Source organism: Streptococcus sp. IMAU 99161 (assembly GCF_014435245.1).
Taxonomy (GTDB): Bacteria; Bacillota; Bacilli; order Lactobacillales; family Streptococcaceae; genus Streptococcus; species Streptococcus lactarius.
The window spans coordinates 56,612-71,938 of sequence record NZ_JAAPAW010000010.1; the positions used below are offsets into that span (position 1 = coordinate 56,612).

General features: G+C 37.2%; 17 protein-coding genes and 1 pseudogene. 8 read left to right on the forward strand and 10 right to left on the reverse strand.

The window, feature by feature from the left end; all coding sequences use genetic code 11:
* Window position 1 precedes the first annotated feature (1 nt).
* On the reverse strand, window positions 2-712 hold the full coding sequence (locus HA044_RS05375) for an ABC transporter ATP-binding protein (RefSeq protein WP_187539977.1): 711 nt from the start codon (window positions 710-712) through the stop codon (window positions 2-4).
* Window positions 713-870: 158 nt separating this feature from the next.
* Here HA044_RS05375 and HA044_RS05380 point away from each other — a divergent pair, with 158 nt between their 5' ends.
* The 6 genes from HA044_RS05380 (at window position 871) to HA044_RS05405 (ending at window position 6,704) form a co-directional block, all read left to right on the forward strand.
* A complete protein-coding gene (locus tag HA044_RS05380; RefSeq protein ID WP_187539979.1) occupies window positions 871-1,542 on the forward strand; it encodes a response regulator transcription factor in 672 nt (223 codons plus the stop codon).
* Window positions 1,527-2,603 carry a sensor histidine kinase KdpD gene (locus HA044_RS05385; RefSeq protein ID WP_187539981.1) on the forward strand — a complete coding sequence of 359 codons (1,077 nt, stop codon included), beginning with the start codon at window positions 1,527-1,529 and terminating at the stop codon, window positions 2,601-2,603. The genes HA044_RS05380 and HA044_RS05385 overlap by 16 nt, the downstream gene beginning before the upstream one ends.
* 279 nt (window positions 2,604-2,882) lie before the next feature.
* Entirely contained in the window at window positions 2,883-5,066 is a 2,184-nt protein-coding gene (locus HA044_RS05390) for an amino acid ABC transporter substrate-binding protein/permease (RefSeq protein WP_187539983.1), read from the forward strand.
* Entirely contained in the window at window positions 5,066-5,806 is a 741-nt protein-coding gene (locus tag HA044_RS05395) for an amino acid ABC transporter ATP-binding protein (RefSeq protein WP_187539984.1), read from the forward strand. The genes HA044_RS05390 and HA044_RS05395 overlap by 1 nt, the downstream gene beginning before the upstream one ends.
* 270 nt (window positions 5,807-6,076) lie before the next feature.
* Window positions 6,077-6,361 (forward strand): type II toxin-antitoxin system RelB/DinJ family antitoxin, encoded by a 285-nt coding sequence (locus HA044_RS05400; RefSeq protein WP_187539986.1) that lies wholly within the window; start codon window positions 6,077-6,079, stop codon window positions 6,359-6,361.
* Window positions 6,351-6,704 (forward strand): type II toxin-antitoxin system RelE/ParE family toxin, encoded by a 354-nt coding sequence (locus HA044_RS05405; protein WP_187539987.1) that lies wholly within the window; start codon window positions 6,351-6,353, stop codon window positions 6,702-6,704. Before HA044_RS05400 ends, HA044_RS05405 begins: the two co-directional genes overlap by 11 nt.
* Window positions 6,705-7,787: 1,083 nt before the next feature.
* Here the strand turns inward: HA044_RS05405 and HA044_RS05410 are convergent.
* Window positions 7,788-9,005, reverse strand: a complete 1,218-nt coding sequence (locus HA044_RS05410) for a tyrosine-type recombinase/integrase (RefSeq protein WP_001291561.1) — start codon at window positions 9,003-9,005, stop codon at window positions 7,788-7,790.
* Between the two features lie 81 nt (window positions 9,006-9,086).
* Window positions 9,087-9,290, reverse strand: a complete 204-nt coding sequence (locus tag HA044_RS05415) for an excisionase (protein WP_000814511.1) — start codon at window positions 9,288-9,290, stop codon at window positions 9,087-9,089.
* Here HA044_RS05415 and HA044_RS10000 point away from each other — a divergent pair.
* The gene (locus HA044_RS10000; protein WP_001845478.1) at window positions 9,274-9,525 is read left to right on the forward strand and encodes a hypothetical protein; all 252 of its coding nucleotides are present in this window, start codon (window positions 9,274-9,276) and stop codon (window positions 9,523-9,525) included. The two genes, HA044_RS05415 and HA044_RS10000, sit on opposite strands and share 17 nt — an antisense overlap.
* 225 nt (window positions 9,526-9,750) lie before the next feature.
* On the opposite strand, the gene HA044_RS05420 is transcribed toward HA044_RS10000, so the two are convergent.
* Window positions 9,751-9,981: a helix-turn-helix domain-containing protein gene (locus HA044_RS05420; protein ID WP_000857133.1), complete on the reverse strand. Its 231-nt coding sequence runs from the start codon at window positions 9,979-9,981 to the stop codon at window positions 9,751-9,753.
* On the reverse strand, window positions 9,978-10,400 hold the full coding sequence (locus HA044_RS05425; protein ID WP_000804885.1) for a sigma-70 family RNA polymerase sigma factor: 423 nt from the start codon (window positions 10,398-10,400) through the stop codon (window positions 9,978-9,980). The genes HA044_RS05420 and HA044_RS05425 overlap by 4 nt, the downstream gene beginning before the upstream one ends.
* Window positions 10,401-10,904: 504 nt before the next feature.
* On the opposite strand from HA044_RS05425, the gene HA044_RS05430 reads away from it, so the two are divergent.
* Complete coding sequence (locus tag HA044_RS05430; protein WP_187539989.1) at window positions 10,905-11,258, forward strand: helix-turn-helix transcriptional regulator; 354 nt, start codon at window positions 10,905-10,907, stop codon at window positions 11,256-11,258.
* A gap of 59 nt (window positions 11,259-11,317) precedes the next feature.
* Here HA044_RS05430 and HA044_RS05435 read toward each other — a convergent pair whose 3' ends face one another.
* The 5 genes and pseudogenes from HA044_RS05435 to HA044_RS10155 form a co-directional block, all read right to left on the reverse strand.
* The gene (locus HA044_RS05435; RefSeq protein WP_080961458.1) at window positions 11,318-11,449 is read right to left on the reverse strand and encodes a cysteine-rich KTR domain-containing protein; all 132 of its coding nucleotides are present in this window, start codon (window positions 11,447-11,449) and stop codon (window positions 11,318-11,320) included.
* A 186-nt stretch (window positions 11,450-11,635) separates the two neighbouring features.
* The gene (lnu(C), locus tag HA044_RS05440; RefSeq protein WP_019543803.1) at window positions 11,636-12,130 is read right to left on the reverse strand and encodes a lincosamide nucleotidyltransferase Lnu(C); all 495 of its coding nucleotides are present in this window, start codon (window positions 12,128-12,130) and stop codon (window positions 11,636-11,638) included.
* Between the two features lie 23 nt (window positions 12,131-12,153).
* Window positions 12,154-13,191, reverse strand: a complete 1,038-nt coding sequence (locus tag HA044_RS05445; RefSeq protein ID WP_056994926.1) for an IS1595-like element ISSag10 family transposase — start codon at window positions 13,189-13,191, stop codon at window positions 12,154-12,156.
* A gap of 144 nt (window positions 13,192-13,335) precedes the next feature.
* Window positions 13,336-15,255, reverse strand: a complete 1,920-nt coding sequence (gene tet(M) / locus HA044_RS05450) for a tetracycline resistance ribosomal protection protein Tet(M) (protein ID WP_187539991.1) — start codon at window positions 15,253-15,255, stop codon at window positions 13,336-13,338.
* 15 nt (window positions 15,256-15,270) lie between these two features.
* Window positions 15,271-15,318 (reverse strand): annotated as a pseudogene (locus HA044_RS10155) (hypothetical protein); the annotation flags it as partial.
* Between the last annotated feature and the right edge of the window lie 9 nt (window positions 15,319-15,327).

Sequence of the window (15,327 nt, forward strand, 5' to 3'; positions counted from 1 at the left end):
ATTATTCACCTTCTTTCCCTTCGAGCGCCTTAAAATATGCTTCCTCAAAAGAGCCAAACTGTTTCAAAATATCTTTTGTAGGAGCATCAATAACAATTTTGCCATTAGAAATACCAACCAAATGATCTACAGTTAATTCTAACTCACTCATATAATGACTTGTCATTAATACAGTTTTACCTTCATTGACAAAAGATTGTAAAAAATTACGTACCCAGCGAATTCCTTCTGGATCTAGTCCATTGATTGGTTCATCTAAAATTAAGATGTCAGGATTTGCTAATAAGGCTGTTGCTAACCCAAGACGTTGCTTCATTCCTAATGAATAGTCTTTTACCTTTTTATTTTTAGCTTCACTTAACCCCACCAACTCTAAACATTCCTTGCACCTATTTCTATCAATCCCACAAGCCAAGCCAATCCACCGAAGATGCTGAAATCCTGTTCTGGTTGGGTAAGGTTGGCAACTGTCAAGGAACGATCCAACAATACCAAAAGGATTATCTCCCAATTGAGAGTATTTTTTGCCATCGATCAATGCCATTCCCATTTGACTATTTTCTAAGCCAAGTAAAATTCTGATTAAAGTTGATTTTCCAGATCCATTTGGTCCAATCAATCCAGTAATCTCACCTTTCTTAGCTTTGAAAGACACGTTTTGAAGGACAATTTTATTATTATATTCCTTATGTAGCTTTTGAATTGTTATCATTCATTCTTTTTCCCTTCTGACTTTTAGTGAAATTCCACCTTCACTTGGAGCAAGTATAACAGGAGAAAATCAGGAAATTCTCAGAATAATTATTTTTTTTATTTTCAACAAATTATATTCTATATTTGCTATAATATGCTCATATAATTGGAGGAACTATGAAGTATAAAATTTTAGCCATTGACGATGATGAAAAAATCTTACGATTAATAGGGAATGCATTAGAAGCAAACAACTTTCACGTGGAAACTCGTAAAAATATAGAGGAGATCAATATCTGTGACTTTACTGGATTTGATCTAATTTTACTTGACGTCATGATGCCTATTTCTGGTTTAGAAATTTGTCGTTCCATTCGTCCACAAATTGCTACTCCAATCTTATTTCTAACCGCTAAAGATTTTGAAGAAGATTTACTAAAAGGAATACAAGCCGGAGCCGATGATTACATCACAAAACCATTCAGCATTAAAGAATTGATTGCAAGAATTCAAATGCATCTTCGTAGAGAAGAAAGATCTCACCCTGCCTCTAAAGAAGAAATGAATTCAGATATTACTTTTTATCGAGATCGTCAAGAAGTTTATTATCAATCAAAGAGAATATCGCTAACTAAGCGAGAGTTTGATTTACTTTATCTTTTAGCCAAAAATGAAAACCGAATATTTACCATAGAAGAACTTTACAATTACCTTTATCCTGTAAGCTCTGACGCTCAACTACGGTCGATCACTGAATATATCTATCAAATTAGACAAAAATTTAAAATTCATCAAATCGATCCAATCAAAACAGTATGGGGAGGAGGATACAAATGGCAAAAGAATTGACAATCAGGCAACTCATTAAGCGTACCTACCTTACAATCATTTGGCAATTTCTTCTATGTCTTATACTTTTTTACATAGTTCCAGCTCTTCTATCTTCTGTATCAGGAATTAATGAAAAAAATGCCAATCGCTTTGCTTTATTTTTTAGCGTCAGCTCTTGGATTTATCTTTGCATCATTTTAATTGTTATCATTGTAATCAATATTAAACAATTATTAACCAAGATTCAAAAAGAAATGAACATGGTTTATCATAGTGGTCTATATTTCACAAAAAACGAACATCACCATTTGCAGATTAAGGAATTTATTGAAACAAATGATTTGATCGAAAAAATGCAATCTGAAATAAAAAATAGAATTCAAAATGAAAAAGATCAAAAAAAAGAACTCATGTTTCAAGTATCTAGCGCTGCACATGATCTTCGTAGCCCTCTAACTGTCATCAGAGGAAATGCTGAATTCTTACAATCTACCGAACAAACACCTCAAGCAATGGAATGTCTAAAAGATCTTGAGCAAGCAAGTATTCAGTTAAACGATTATTTTAACCACTTTATCCAATACTCCAAAACCTTTTACAACCAAGATATTCAACTTGAAAACATACCAATTAAACAAGTAACTTATCAATTACAGGAACATATCACTCCTTTACTCCCTAGAAATACACAATTTGTTTTTACAAACACAGTAACTCCATCGGCACAAATTGCAATTCATTCCAATCTATTTTACCGAGCAATCACAAATATTATTACGAATGCAGTACAACATCAACAAGAAAATGATGCACAAATTCACCTAACAATTTCACAAAAAAATAGTCAGTTAGTTCTAACCATATGGAATAACCAATCTAGTTTTTCAAAAAATATATTAGAACATGCTGGAAATCTTTTCTATAAAGATGACCAAGCAAGAACACCCTCTCAAGAAAGTCACTATGGACTTGGTTTATCATTCGTAAAACGCGTCATGAAACTTCATAATGGAACGATGCATTTAGAAAATATTAATCATGGTGCCCAAGTCAAGCTAATTATTCCTATTATTATATAGAAAAAGCCGAACCCATCAATATGAGTTCGGCTTTCCTTCATTTATGACTCCAATGACTCCAAAAAATCAGTAATGCATGAACTTCATGTCAGAAAACCTAACATAAAAAGTTGATTTTTCTTGCTAAACTGATATTTTTCTGATATAATAGCTTTTATAGAAAAACATAAGATCATTCATATTCTATCCGGTATGAATGATTTATTTTTTAGGCCATCCTTTGGTCGATCCACTCATGGGTCAAACACCTAAAGAGAAATGAAGAAAAAGGAGACAGAAATGAAGAAAAAATTACTAGCCTATTTGCTTTTCTTATTTCCACTGGTAGCATTCGCTGGTCATGCTCATGCTGAGACGATCAAGGTCGTTTTCGACACAGCTTATGCTCCATTTGAATTTAAAGATTCAGATCAAACCTATAAAGGAATTGACGTAGAAATCTTGGACAAGGTCGCTGAAATCAATGGCTGGGATTTAGATAAATCCTTCCCTGGATTTGATGCTGCAATCAATGCTGTCCAAGCTGGTCAAGCGGATGCCATTATGGCTGGAATGACCAAAACAACTGAACGTGAAAAAGTCTTCACCATGTCTGATACTTACTACGATACAAAAGTTGTCATTGCGACTACGAAAGCTGACAAAATCACGAAGTACAGCCAATTAAAAGGGAAGAAAGTCGGTGTTAAAAACGGAACTGCAGCTCAACGCTTCCTTGATAAAAACAAGGACAAGTATGGCTACAGTATCACGACTTTTGATACGGGTGATCTCATGTACAATAGCTTATCGACTGGTGCAGTGGATGCTGTGATGGACGACCAACCCGTCATTCAATATGCCATCCAAAAAGGTCAGGACCTAGCGATCAATATGGATGGGGAAGCAGTCGGTGGCTTTGCCTTTGGTGTTAAAAAAGGTGGGAAACATGAAAAATTGATCACTCAATTTAACAAGGCCCTCGCCCAAATGAAAGCTGATGGAACACTTGATAAGATCATCAAGAAATGGACAGGTGAAAGTCAATCAACTGCTAACAGTGCTGTTCCAGAAACAACTACTCCTGCTGGTCAAAAAGCAAGCCCCCAAAAATCAAAATATAGTATCTCAAGTGATTCTTCCTTTGCCCCATTCGTTTTCCAAAATGGGAAAAATAAGTATACAGGAATCGATATGGATTTGATCAAGGCCATTGCCAAAGACCAAGGATTTACCATTGAAATTGATAACCCTGGATTTGACGCTGCGGTAAGTGATGTCCAATCTGGTCATGCCCAAGGAATGATCGCAGGAATGACTGTGACCGATGCTCGGAAAGAAACATTTGATTTTTCTGAACCATACTACACTGCCAATTCTATTCTAGCCGTTCAAGAAAGTAGCAATATTGATTCTTATGATGACTTAAAAGGAAAGACGGTCGGTGTTAAAAACGGAACTGCATCGCAGACCTTCCTTGAAGAAAACCAAAAGAAATATGGTTACAAGATCAAAACTTTCTCTGATGGGGCTTCTATGTATGACAGCTTGAATTCTGGTTCGGTTGCAGCGATTATGGATGATGAACCCGTCATCAAATATGCTATTAAACAAGGACGTAAATTCAAAACACCTATCGAAGGAACTCCAAGTGGTCAACTAGCGTTTGCGGTTAAAAAAGGTGAAAATCCTGAATTGATCGAAATGTTCAATAACGGTCTTGCAAACTTGAAGAAAAATGGCCAATACCAAAAGATTCTCGATAAATATCTTAAGTCAGATAGCAAATCAAGTACTTCAAGTACAACAGCAGATGAAACAACGATCTGGGGCTTACTTCAAAACAACTACAAACAATTGTTAAGTGGTTTGGGTGTAACCCTTGCCCTTGCACTTCTCTCTTTCGCCATTGCTATGGTGATCGGTGTTATCTTTGGGATGTTTAGTGTTAGCCCTTATAAATGGCTCCGCTGGACAGCAGAAATCTTTGTCGATGTTATTCGCGGGATCCCACTCATGATCCTTGCTGCCTTCATCTTCTGGGGAATTCCAAACTTGATTGAATCTGTCACAGGTCATCAATCCCCAATCAACGACTTTGTCGCAGGTACCATCGCCCTCTCCCTCAATGCTGCTGCTTATATCGCAGAAATTGTCCGTGGGGGGATTCAAGCTGTACCGATTGGACAGATGGAAGCCAGCCGAAGCCTTGGAATCTCTTATGGCAAGACCATGCGTAAGATCATCTTGCCACAAGCAACCAAACTCATGCTTCCAAACTTTGTGAACCAATTCGTCATTGCGCTGAAAGATACGACGATCGTTTCTGCGATCGGATTGGTCGAACTCTTCCAAACTGGTAAGATCATTATTGCTCGAAACTACCAAAGTTTCAAGATGTATGCTATCCTTGCCGTCTTCTACCTCGTGATTATCACCTTGCTAACACGCTTTGCAAAACAATTAGAAAAGAAGGTTAACTAATGACTAAATTAAAAATTGATGTCCATGACCTCCACAAATACTATGGTGAAAATGAGGTCTTAAAAGGAATCTCCGCGAAATTCTACGAAGGGGATGTGGTCTGTATTATCGGACCGTCCGGTTCTGGTAAATCGACCTTCCTTCGGAGTCTCAACCTCCTCGAAGAAGTGACAAAAGGTCAAATTACCGTAAATGGATATGATCTAACCGATCCAAAAACCAATGTTGATTTGGTCCGTGAAAATATTGGGATGGTTTTCCAACACTTCAACCTCTTCCCTCACATGAGCGTGCTAGAAAACATTATGTTTGCGCCGGTAGAGCACAAACGGATGACTCGCGAAGAAGCTCAAAAAGTCGGAATGGAATTATTGGAAAAAGTTGGTCTCGCAGATAAAGCCGATGCCAATCCAAACAGCCTTTCCGGTGGTCAAAAACAACGTGTGGCCATTGCCCGTGGACTCGCCATGAATCCAGATATTATGCTCTTTGACGAACCGACTTCTGCCCTTGACCCTGAGATGGTTGGAGATGTATTGAACGTTATGAAGGACTTGGCCAAGCAAGGGATGACCATGATTATCGTCACCCACGAGATGGGATTTGCCCGCCAAGTAGCCAATCGGGTCATCTTCACCGCAGATGGGGAATTCCTCGAAGACGGCAAACCAGACCAAATTTTCGATAACCCCCAACACCCACGATTGAAAGAATTCTTGGATAAAGTGCTAAACGTTTAAAAAGATAATATACCCTCATGATTTCTGAGGAGGCTGGGACAAAAGTCCTAGCCTCTTCTTGTTTTTGGATTATCGAGCAAGACGCAGTCCTTGAGTGGGCTCTACTACGCTGATTTCATCAGCTTTTACAGCCCTACTCAACTGTGCGGAGGTGGGACAACGAAATCGAATTCTAACGAATGACCGATTTCTATCCCGCTCTCTTTTTTCTTGATTAAAGTCTATATCTAGTATATAATCAATCTATAACGTATAGATTGGAGATATATCATGGCTTTAACTTTATCGAAACAATACAATTTTAAACTGAATGAAGCCACTATGGAACAAGCTCGAAAAATTATCAAGGAAAAGGGAATGACAATGACAGATGCTATTTCTTTATTTGTGGAGCAAATAGTCCTGGAGCAAGATTTGCCTATTAAGACGGCCGAAGATCTACATAGAGAACAGTTGATTGAAGAATTACAAGCCCAATCTGAGCGTGCCTTGAGAGAATACGAGGCAGGCGAAGGAACTTCCCTAGACGATATGAGGGTACGTTATGGCTTATAAAGTGATTGCTTCAAAAGAGGTCGAGGAAGCTATCGAGAATATACACGACTATATAGCTACGGTACTTCTATCCCCTCAATCCGCCAAAAATACTGTGGCTAAAATCTTAGACAGCTTAAAAAGTTTAGAGATTTTTCCTGAAGCAGGCTTTGACGCTGATGAGAAAATCGGAGTAAAGATTAACAGCAAGTATCCCTCACGAGGAAAAATTATAGACCAATATGTTTTGCTTTACTTCATTGACCAAAAACGAAACACTGTTTTTTTATCTCACCTATTCCACACTAAAAGTGACTACGTCACTTTGTTACAAAAAGACAATAAAAAAAGTACAAATACATGAGACAACTTTCTTAAGTTTATAAGCTCCGAAACCTTAATTTTGGTACCTTCTTGGTTTAACAATACGGTATATATATAATATTTTACAGCTATATCCCCTTTAGAAACCTTGATTGAAATCAGTCCAATCTTATTCAACAACGAGGATTTTCTATAAGTTGTATATGATTTCCCCTCTTGGAACTTTAGAGATGTTGGATGCAATAATGTTTTCTTGCCATACTTAAGGGACAAGTTATGAATTCCAAACATAAATAGACACTTCCTGGTGATAACACTTACATCTAGCAATTTTGCTAGATGCTTTTTTTGTACTATAAAAGCATTTTCAAATTTAAAAATGCTTAAAAGACATATTAAAAACTTTCCTAAGGTGAGTACGGACGTTAGGTGAAATTATCCAGTGGATGATTTCAGCAATCCAGGAAGTACCATGACTAAATAAAGATACTAAGGGCGACTGTGGATAAAGTCAAAATAGGGAGTCTGACGCAAAATCTTTCGATTCTAGGAGAATTTATCATTTTGACACAATCCGCAGCCCGTGTTCAATTCATATTGAGCCTCTTCGCTCTTTAATTTCTGGGCTCAGGCTAAAACAGTTTCCCAAACTGTTTTACTCTCAATAATTCCGAGTGAGAGTGGGACAGAAATCGGTCATTCGTCAGAATTCGATTTCGTCGTCCCACCTCCGCACAGTTGAGTAGGGCTGTAAAAGCTGATGAAATCAGCGTAGTAGAGCCCACTCAACCACTGCGTCTTGCTCGACAATCCAAAAACAAGAAGAGGCTAGGACTTTTGTCCCAGCCTCACTTTTCTCACAGCGGAAAGTTTTAATATTCTCTTAATTTGTTATACAAATTAGGTAGATATTTATTCCTTTGCAGAATCACTTTACTTATTTTAGCTGAAACAAAGTATAAATTTCTAATTATCTTTTTATATTTTCTTAAATGCTCGTAAAGCCTTATTCTATGTGCTTTCGAGTATTTTTACTGTAGGAAGATACTTCACGTTTCTTTGCATATTTCCTCATGTCTTAGCTGTCAGAAGTGGTAAATAAGTAGTAAATTCATTTGTACTACTAAGCAACAAGACGCTCCTGTTGCTTCTCTTTATTCAAGCGTTTCATTTCTGCCATTGCAGAATCGAATGTTGCATGTGCGTAATAGTTCAGCGTCATGGCTATATTAGCATGTCCCATAATGTACTGTAATGCCTTTGGATTCATTCCTGCATTTGCATAGTTGGTACAGAATGTATGTCGCAAACTATGTGGAGTGATGTGTGGCAATTTATCCTCGTTATACTTATTGTATTTCTTAACAAGACCTTTCATCATGCCGTTGTAATCACTTGCCACTTTTGGATAGTTCTTTCTATTAAGAAAGAGGAAATCACTATATCCATCAATCTCAACACGCTTATCATTCTTTCGATTCGCTAACACTCGCTTAAATGCTTGATAGGCTTCTTCAACCATAGGAACTTGACGTTCGCCACTTTTGGTCTTTGGTGTTTCAATGTAGTACCCAATTTCAGTATCTCTCAATAGCTGATGGTCTATATTGACAAGACGATTCTCAAAATCTAAATCTGGAAGTGTCAAACCACCAAACTCTGAAATACGAAGACCTGTTTTTAAGAGTATCAGAATTTCATCATAATTTTTGCTGTAGGTTTTATCAGCTTTTGCAAAGGCTAACAGTTTTTCTTCCTGTTCTTCTGTTAGTACGGTCTTAGGGACAGTATCATCATCAAGAACTGCTTTCAGTTGAAAGTCAAATGGATTCTTCCGAACACAATCATCTTGTATAGCAATATAGAATGAAGCCTTTAAAGAACGTTTGTAGTTATTGATGGTTTGATAAGCATAACCATTTTCACTCATTCTAATAGCCCATTCTTTAGCGTCTGATGGCTTAATACTGTCAATACTTCTTACACCTAACTTGTCTTTCTTCAAAATATCCATAAGATATTTGCGTCCAGTTTCAGTGTTTTTTCTAACCTTTGGTCTTTGAGCGTTCTGTTTTGCGTAAAGCTGGCAGAGTGTCATTTTCTTTCCTACAACATCAATACCATCATGAATGTCTTTCTGTAACTCTGCGATTTTCTCTCTAAGTGAGATACAATCACGCTTTCCTGCTGGTACTCGGTCTGTAGCCACAAGTTTCCACGAGTAAACAAATTGCGGTTCTCCAAATGAATCTATATATTTGTATAAGTATCTTCCGTCTTTTCGTTGGCTCTCTCCAGTCTTTAAGATTCGACCTTTATTGTCACGTCTTTTTTCTGACATGGCATTTGCTCCTTTCCTTTATGGAAAGAGCCTTGATACGACTTAATACTATTTTATCATATACAAGACCCTTTGGCGACGCTAGATTGCGTCCAATGTATCTATAATTTTTTCAAATTGTTTTCGTTTAATCTGAATACGATTGCCATTCATAATCAGCCAATTTGCATTTTTATTTTCCTCTGCCAAGCGTCGTAGCTTGTTTTCGCCAATACGAAAATATTTTGACGCTTCTTCAATGGTTAGGGTATAACGTTCCCAAATAGGAATGTCAGTCTGCTTCATAAAATCCTCCTTTCCAAATCACTTATTTGGATTTCATAAAAGTTGTTTTACCAGCAATCGAACAGCTTTAGCAAAGCTCACGGGAGTTCCACCCCTGCATGGTTCTCATGTAGCCATACTCATTGCCTGCGACGGTTTTATCACGCTCGGACTATTGACTGTATGGGAGTATCATTATCACGATAAGAATGTCGTTGCAGGCAATCCTGCTAAAGATTGCTTCTCGGATCACTAACATGAATCGCTCGCTATCTTTAGAAGATAGGTCATGGCGGTTAGTTCCGTTGGCTCTTTTCTTATCGAAACGTATTCGATTACTTTTATTCAGTTTTCAAAGAACAATGGCTCGTTAGCCTATCAAAACACATTGAAAGCTCAATATGCTTTGATGGAATAACAAACCTCCCTGTTCGGGAAGCGTGGAATAGTATGGCACGCTTCCACGAAAAGAGAGAGGTTATTACTTAATTTCAAATGACAGAATCTTTGTAATCAGTCTGGTTTCCATTCTTCCACGTAAGACTTCATCAACGACCATACTTTGATTGCCATATTCATCTTTCATAAGTCGTAGGGAACGTTTCGTTATGTACCCTCTGTAATGATGTAGAATCTGGTTAATCGCTTCGGTATCGCCATCTGTTGCCTTTACAATGAGAGGAAAGGGAATCATAGGATATTGTGTTTTCATTCTTCAAATTCCTCCATAAACTTTTTAATTAAGGCTAGTCCACTGGTTCTATGCCGATAGACAGTAGAACGGTTCAATTTCAACAGGTCTGCAATTTCTGAATCGCTCATGTCCATAAAGTAAAACAGCAGTAGAATTTCACGTTTCTTGTCTGGCAACTCACGTAATGCTTCACTCAACAAATCATTTTCAACGCCTACTGATAACCCATTGAGTGTAAAAATCTGAAAGTCAGTTGAATAGTTATCTGTTGTCGCAAACTGGCTAACAAGATAATCGCCAACATCCGAAAAGGACACCTCACGCTTTGCAATCCTTGAAAGATAAAGCATATAATTCTTTCGCTCGTCTTCCATAGCACGTTTACAGATATAGTCAAACTGATTTTCTATTGTGGTCTGAAAAGAAGATGGTTTCATGTTTCTCACCCCCTTTCTGTCTAGGAAAGGAAGTGAGCCTTGCTCGTTTATCTCCTTTCACTCTTAGTCCCAATGTGAAAGGGGGATTTGTTGCATTACTGATAAATAAACTTTGTAAAAAAGTTCTGAATAGCCAAAAAAGCATATAAACAGATTTATTTCTCTGTTTACATGCTTCTGTTATTCTATCTATATGATTTATAAAACCACATTGGTGGACGTACTTATCTATTGCAGATAGACGACTTTTTTTGACAAGAACCCAATGTAAGGAAATTTATTGTATATGATGTACTTCATGGCGACGTTGACCTCCAACAAACCGCCATTTGGAAGTAAGATACAATATTTTAACAGCATAAATAGCACTACCATATAACGGTTTTTTTTATTGGCGTTTAGTAGTGCTTTTTATTAAATATAAACCTATAAACCATATAACACGTTTTTCTATACCTGTTTTTAATTCAGTAGGAACAATAAAATGTATAGAGGTGGTCTACTATGCGTAAAAAAGAAGATAAATATGATTTTAGAGCCTTTGGTTTAGCCATTAAAGAAGCTCGATTGAAACGAGGTTTAACTCGTGAACAAGTGGGAGCATTGATTGAAATTGACACACGGTACTTAACTAATATTGAAAATAAAGGGCAACACCCCAGCATACAAGTTCTTTATGACCTTGTATCGTTACTTCATGTTTCCGTTGATGAATTTTTCTTACCTGCTAATAACTTGGTAAAAAGCACCCGACGATTACAGATAGAGAAATACATGGATAGCTTTACAGACAAAGAACTATCCTTAATGGAATCTTTAGCCAGCGGTATCAACGAAGCAAGAAACATCGAAGACTAATTAAAAGAATCCATACATAACGGAAAGAGCCGATAAAATGAGATTGTATTAATCTCATTTTATCGGCTCTGCGTCTTTGCGTCTGGCTCTGTAATCACAGTTACTTTGAACTGCTTTATTTCAATTAAATTTTCTTGTCTGCATTTCGGACAATAGAGGGGGAATTTTTTTAATTCAGTATCTTCCCTTATCTTTAATCATGTTTTATTTCCACATACAGGACACAATATCCACTTGTAGTTTATAATAACTATCTCCTCCTTTACACTTTAATTCAAATCTTTATTAAAAAATATGGCTATGTCACAACAAACAGTTGATAAATAGCCATTTTTATAGGGGAGTATCAGAACTCCCCTACAAACTGTTATTTGCAGTTATCTATACTCATTTGGAATTTCGATATGAAGTGTCTCACACAATAACTTCACATCATGTGCATCATTTTCATCAAACTCGTATCCCAGATGGAACATTACTTGACTATATGGTTCAATACAGGAAACCTCTATTTCCTCAATTCTTCCTTTACCCGAAAAAGTTTCTACCGGAAAACAATCCCCATCATAAAGAATTTCACCTTCGTCCGTATATTCAAAACAATGCAAATCAATAATTCTGTTTTTCAAATCTTCCCATACAGTATGGTTCAATGTTGTATATTCCATCTTAATCTCATAAAAGCCATTAGCTTTCATTATTTCTATAAAGTTCTGATAATCGTTCTTTTCTACAAAAATGTCAATATCATTATGGGCTCTTGACTGATATCCAAGAAGAGCATCTACACCCCAGCCACCATCAAGAAAGACTTTAATCTCCGCATCTATTGCAAATTGAAGAATCTGTTTTACATCTGTTATATTGACCATCTTATCATCTCCACAAATTCTAATTAGGCGACCAGAGGAACTGCTGGTCTGTTTGATAAATCTCTGCATTTAGCAGTTTTCAATGTTGCCAAAACGAAAGTTAAGAAGATGTTCCTTTTCTCCATGTCGCTTTCTTTGGCGTAATTTACAAGGTTATTCCACACAAGATAGTTGTTCAGATACTTGGTAGAAACACCGTTAAAGCCACGCATAAACCTCTTTAGCTGGCTATGGTAGCTATTGATATGTTGGATATTATAAATGCCTTTCTTGGCTTTGCCAGTCTTTAACTGCACAAGGTCAATGCCATTGGCATTTGTAAATCTCACATAGGAGTTCATCTTGTCCGTAACAAGAGTGGAATTGGTCTTAATCCTACCATCATAAATATGATGTAAATCTCTTGTAGAAACTCTACCAGTATTCGTAATCTTGGAGATAGACAAGCCATTCCTATTAACCGCACAAGGAACACATACCTTTTCTTGGGACAAGCCTCTGATATGTGTAGAATGACCACGCTTATGAGCCTTGCGTGGCATAGCAAATGTCTTACTCTTGCTATGATTGCCCTTGTACGAGATGGCGAAAAAAGTTTCGTCAGCCTCAATAATGCCGTCAAGGGTAACATCGTCTGCCATATTCTGAAGTGCATCCAAAATCTTGTGTCTCCAAAGGAATGCGGTGTTTCTGTGAATCCCACAAGCAACAGCAGTCTTACGAATGGATAAGCCATTCATCATACAATCAATGTACTGCTCCCACACGGACAAGTCTTTTCTTGTACCAGACACAATGGAGTTCGTAGCAATCACGAAGGACTTGCCACAATCCTTACATACATATCGCTGTGTGCCATCTTTACGATGACCATTGCGAACCACATGGATACAGCCACAAAGAGGGCATACACGACCATTTGCAAAGCGTTCCTTTGCTACGAAATCTTCAATATTCAAAGGCTTTACAAAGGCAGGACTTAAAAGCATTGTTTTAAGGCTTTCCTGCTCTGCGACAGTCAACTTACCGATAATATCTAATGCGTCTTTGATAGTAGGCATATCCAATTACCTCCTTCGGTGGTACTGTTTCTTACTATTATTATACGCTATTTCTCGTCAAAATCAACCATTTGTTGTGACAGAGCCAAAAATATTTCATCTTATTTAACAAGAAACCATATTTATATAACAACATAAAATACACTAAGTTATTTTATTGAACATATATCGTACTTTATCTATCCGACTATTTGGACGACGGGGCTGGCAAACAGGTTCACCGGTAGTAACATGGTACCCTTTTAACTCTGTTAAACAAACACTACGTCCATTTGTAAAGAAAGTTAAATCACTACGATATTCTTGAATACACCGAGCAGGGATTTCTCCACTAAGAATGACCTCATTATTTTTCAATTGAGTGTCTACGATGTTCGCACAATATTTAGGAGCATCGTTGTATGCTCGTGAAAGATATTCCTGTGGCGCATAAATTTTAAAACTAAGATATGGCTCTAACAATTCTGTTCCAGCTTTTTTTAAGACTTGTTCCAATACAATAGGAGCAAGCATCCGAAAATCTGCTGGGGTACTAACAGGGCTATAGTATAAGCCATACTTAAAACAGATTTTACAGTCCGTCACATTCCAACCATACAATCCTTGTTCACAGCCATAGCGTATCCCCTCCATAACTGCATTTTGAAACGATTGATTTAAGTATCCAAGAGAAACCGAGCTCTCATACTGTACTCCGCTCCCTAATGGAAGCGGTGCTACAGATAGACCAATGGAAGCCCAGAAAGGATTCGGTGGAACTTCGATGTGAATGGTATACTCTGCTTTTTTTAACGGTCTTTCCATATAAATGACTGTAGGCTCTTTTATTTCTATCTCCACATGATACTTTTCTTGCAGCAGAGCACAAGTCACTTCCATTTGTACTTTCCCTAAGAAAGAAAGTATGATTTCATGTGTCGCAGAATCCACATAATATCGCAGAAGCGGGTCACTGTCGAAGATTTCTAAAAGTGCATCAAGTAACATTTCCCTTTGTTGAGGTTTGCTCGGTTCAACAGTCGTTTGCAGCAGAGGGAGGGGATTTTCAATTCTCTCTCTCTGTGGCAATAGCTTTGTATCTCCAAGAACACTATTTAACTTCAAAAACTCATTCTGCAAAATAACAATTTCCCCGGAATAAGCCTTATCGATTTTACATAATTCACCATTTATTGAAGTATACATTTCTGTAATTTTTATTTTTTCCTTTTCCGATATTCTAACCGAATCTCGCAAATGCAGTACGCCACTATAAAGACGTATATATGCAAGACGCTGTCTTTTTTCCGAATACTCAATTTTGAAAACTTTTCCGCAAAGTTCAGACTGACCTCGATGTGTTGATGAATAAAATTTATTCGTAATCACTTCTATAAGGTTATCAATCCCTATATTGTTTTTTGCACTTCCGTGATAAACAGGGAACAGGGAACAATTATGAAATCTTATGCTTTCCTCTTGTTCGAGTTCCAATGCTTCTAATGATTTACCGGACATATATTTCTCTAAAAGGTCATCGTTTCCCTCTATTACCGTATCCCATTGTTCAGATTCGGTAAAGTTCGTCACACACATATTAGGATACAGTTCTACCTTCTGTTTGATTACAATTTCGGCAGAAAGTTTCTCTTTAATATCCTGATAAACCGTTGATAAATCAATTCCATTTTGGTCAATCTTATTGATAAAAAAGATTGTGGGAATCCCCATTTTCCTAAGTGCATGAAATAATATACGAGTTTGTGCTTGTACGCCATCTTTTGCAGAAATCAGTAGAATTGCCCCATCTAAAACTGATAATGAACGATATACTTCTGCTAAGAAATCCATATGTCCTGGCGTGTCTATGATGTTCACCTTCGTATTTTCCCACTGAAAAGAGGTTATTCCTGTCTGAATTGTAATTCCTCTCTGACGTTCTAAAAGCGTATTATCCGTCCTCGTTGTACCTTTGTCCACGCTTCCTAATTCTGTAATCGCTCCACTGTTATATAATAAGCTTTCTGTTAAGGTAGTTTTTCCTGCATCAACATGAGCTAAAACTCCAATATTAATAATTTTCATGTGATTTTCCTCCATTCAAAAACCCAAAAGGGCATAAAAATCCCAGTGATAAATACTTTTATCACTGGGATT

Excerpts from the sequence above, each read along its gene's own strand:
- HA044_RS05375 (WP_187539977.1), bottom strand. The coding sequence starts at position 712 with ATGATAACAATTCAAAAGCTACATAAGGAATATAATAATAAAATTGTC.
- HA044_RS05380 (WP_187539979.1), top strand. The coding sequence starts at position 871 with ATGAAGTATAAAATTTTAGCCATTGACGATGATGAAAAAATCTTACGA.
- HA044_RS05385 (WP_187539981.1), top strand. The coding sequence starts at position 1,527 with ATGGCAAAAGAATTGACAATCAGGCAACTCATTAAGCGTACCTACCTT.
- HA044_RS05390 (WP_187539983.1), top strand. The coding sequence starts at position 2,883 with ATGAAGAAAAAATTACTAGCCTATTTGCTTTTCTTATTTCCACTGGTA.
- HA044_RS05395 (WP_187539984.1), top strand. The coding sequence starts at position 5,066 with ATGACTAAATTAAAAATTGATGTCCATGACCTCCACAAATACTATGGT.
- HA044_RS05400 (WP_187539986.1), top strand. The coding sequence starts at position 6,077 with ATGGCTTTAACTTTATCGAAACAATACAATTTTAAACTGAATGAAGCC.
- HA044_RS05405 (WP_187539987.1), top strand. The coding sequence starts at position 6,351 with ATGGCTTATAAAGTGATTGCTTCAAAAGAGGTCGAGGAAGCTATCGAG.
- HA044_RS05410 (WP_001291561.1), bottom strand. The coding sequence starts at position 9,005 with ATGTCAGAAAAAAGACGTGACAATAAAGGTCGAATCTTAAAGACTGGA.
- HA044_RS10000 (WP_001845478.1), top strand. The coding sequence starts at position 9,274 with ATGTCAGTCTGCTTCATAAAATCCTCCTTTCCAAATCACTTATTTGGA.
- HA044_RS05415 (WP_000814511.1), bottom strand. The coding sequence starts at position 9,290 with ATGAAGCAGACTGACATTCCTATTTGGGAACGTTATACCCTAACCATT.
- HA044_RS05420 (WP_000857133.1), bottom strand. The coding sequence starts at position 9,981 with ATGAAAACACAATATCCTATGATTCCCTTTCCTCTCATTGTAAAGGCA.
- HA044_RS05425 (WP_000804885.1), bottom strand. The coding sequence starts at position 10,400 with ATGAAACCATCTTCTTTTCAGACCACAATAGAAAATCAGTTTGACTAT.
- HA044_RS05430 (WP_187539989.1), top strand. The coding sequence starts at position 10,905 with ATGCGTAAAAAAGAAGATAAATATGATTTTAGAGCCTTTGGTTTAGCC.
- HA044_RS05445 (WP_056994926.1), bottom strand. The coding sequence starts at position 13,191 with ATGCCTACTATCAAAGACGCATTAGATATTATCGGTAAGTTGACTGTC.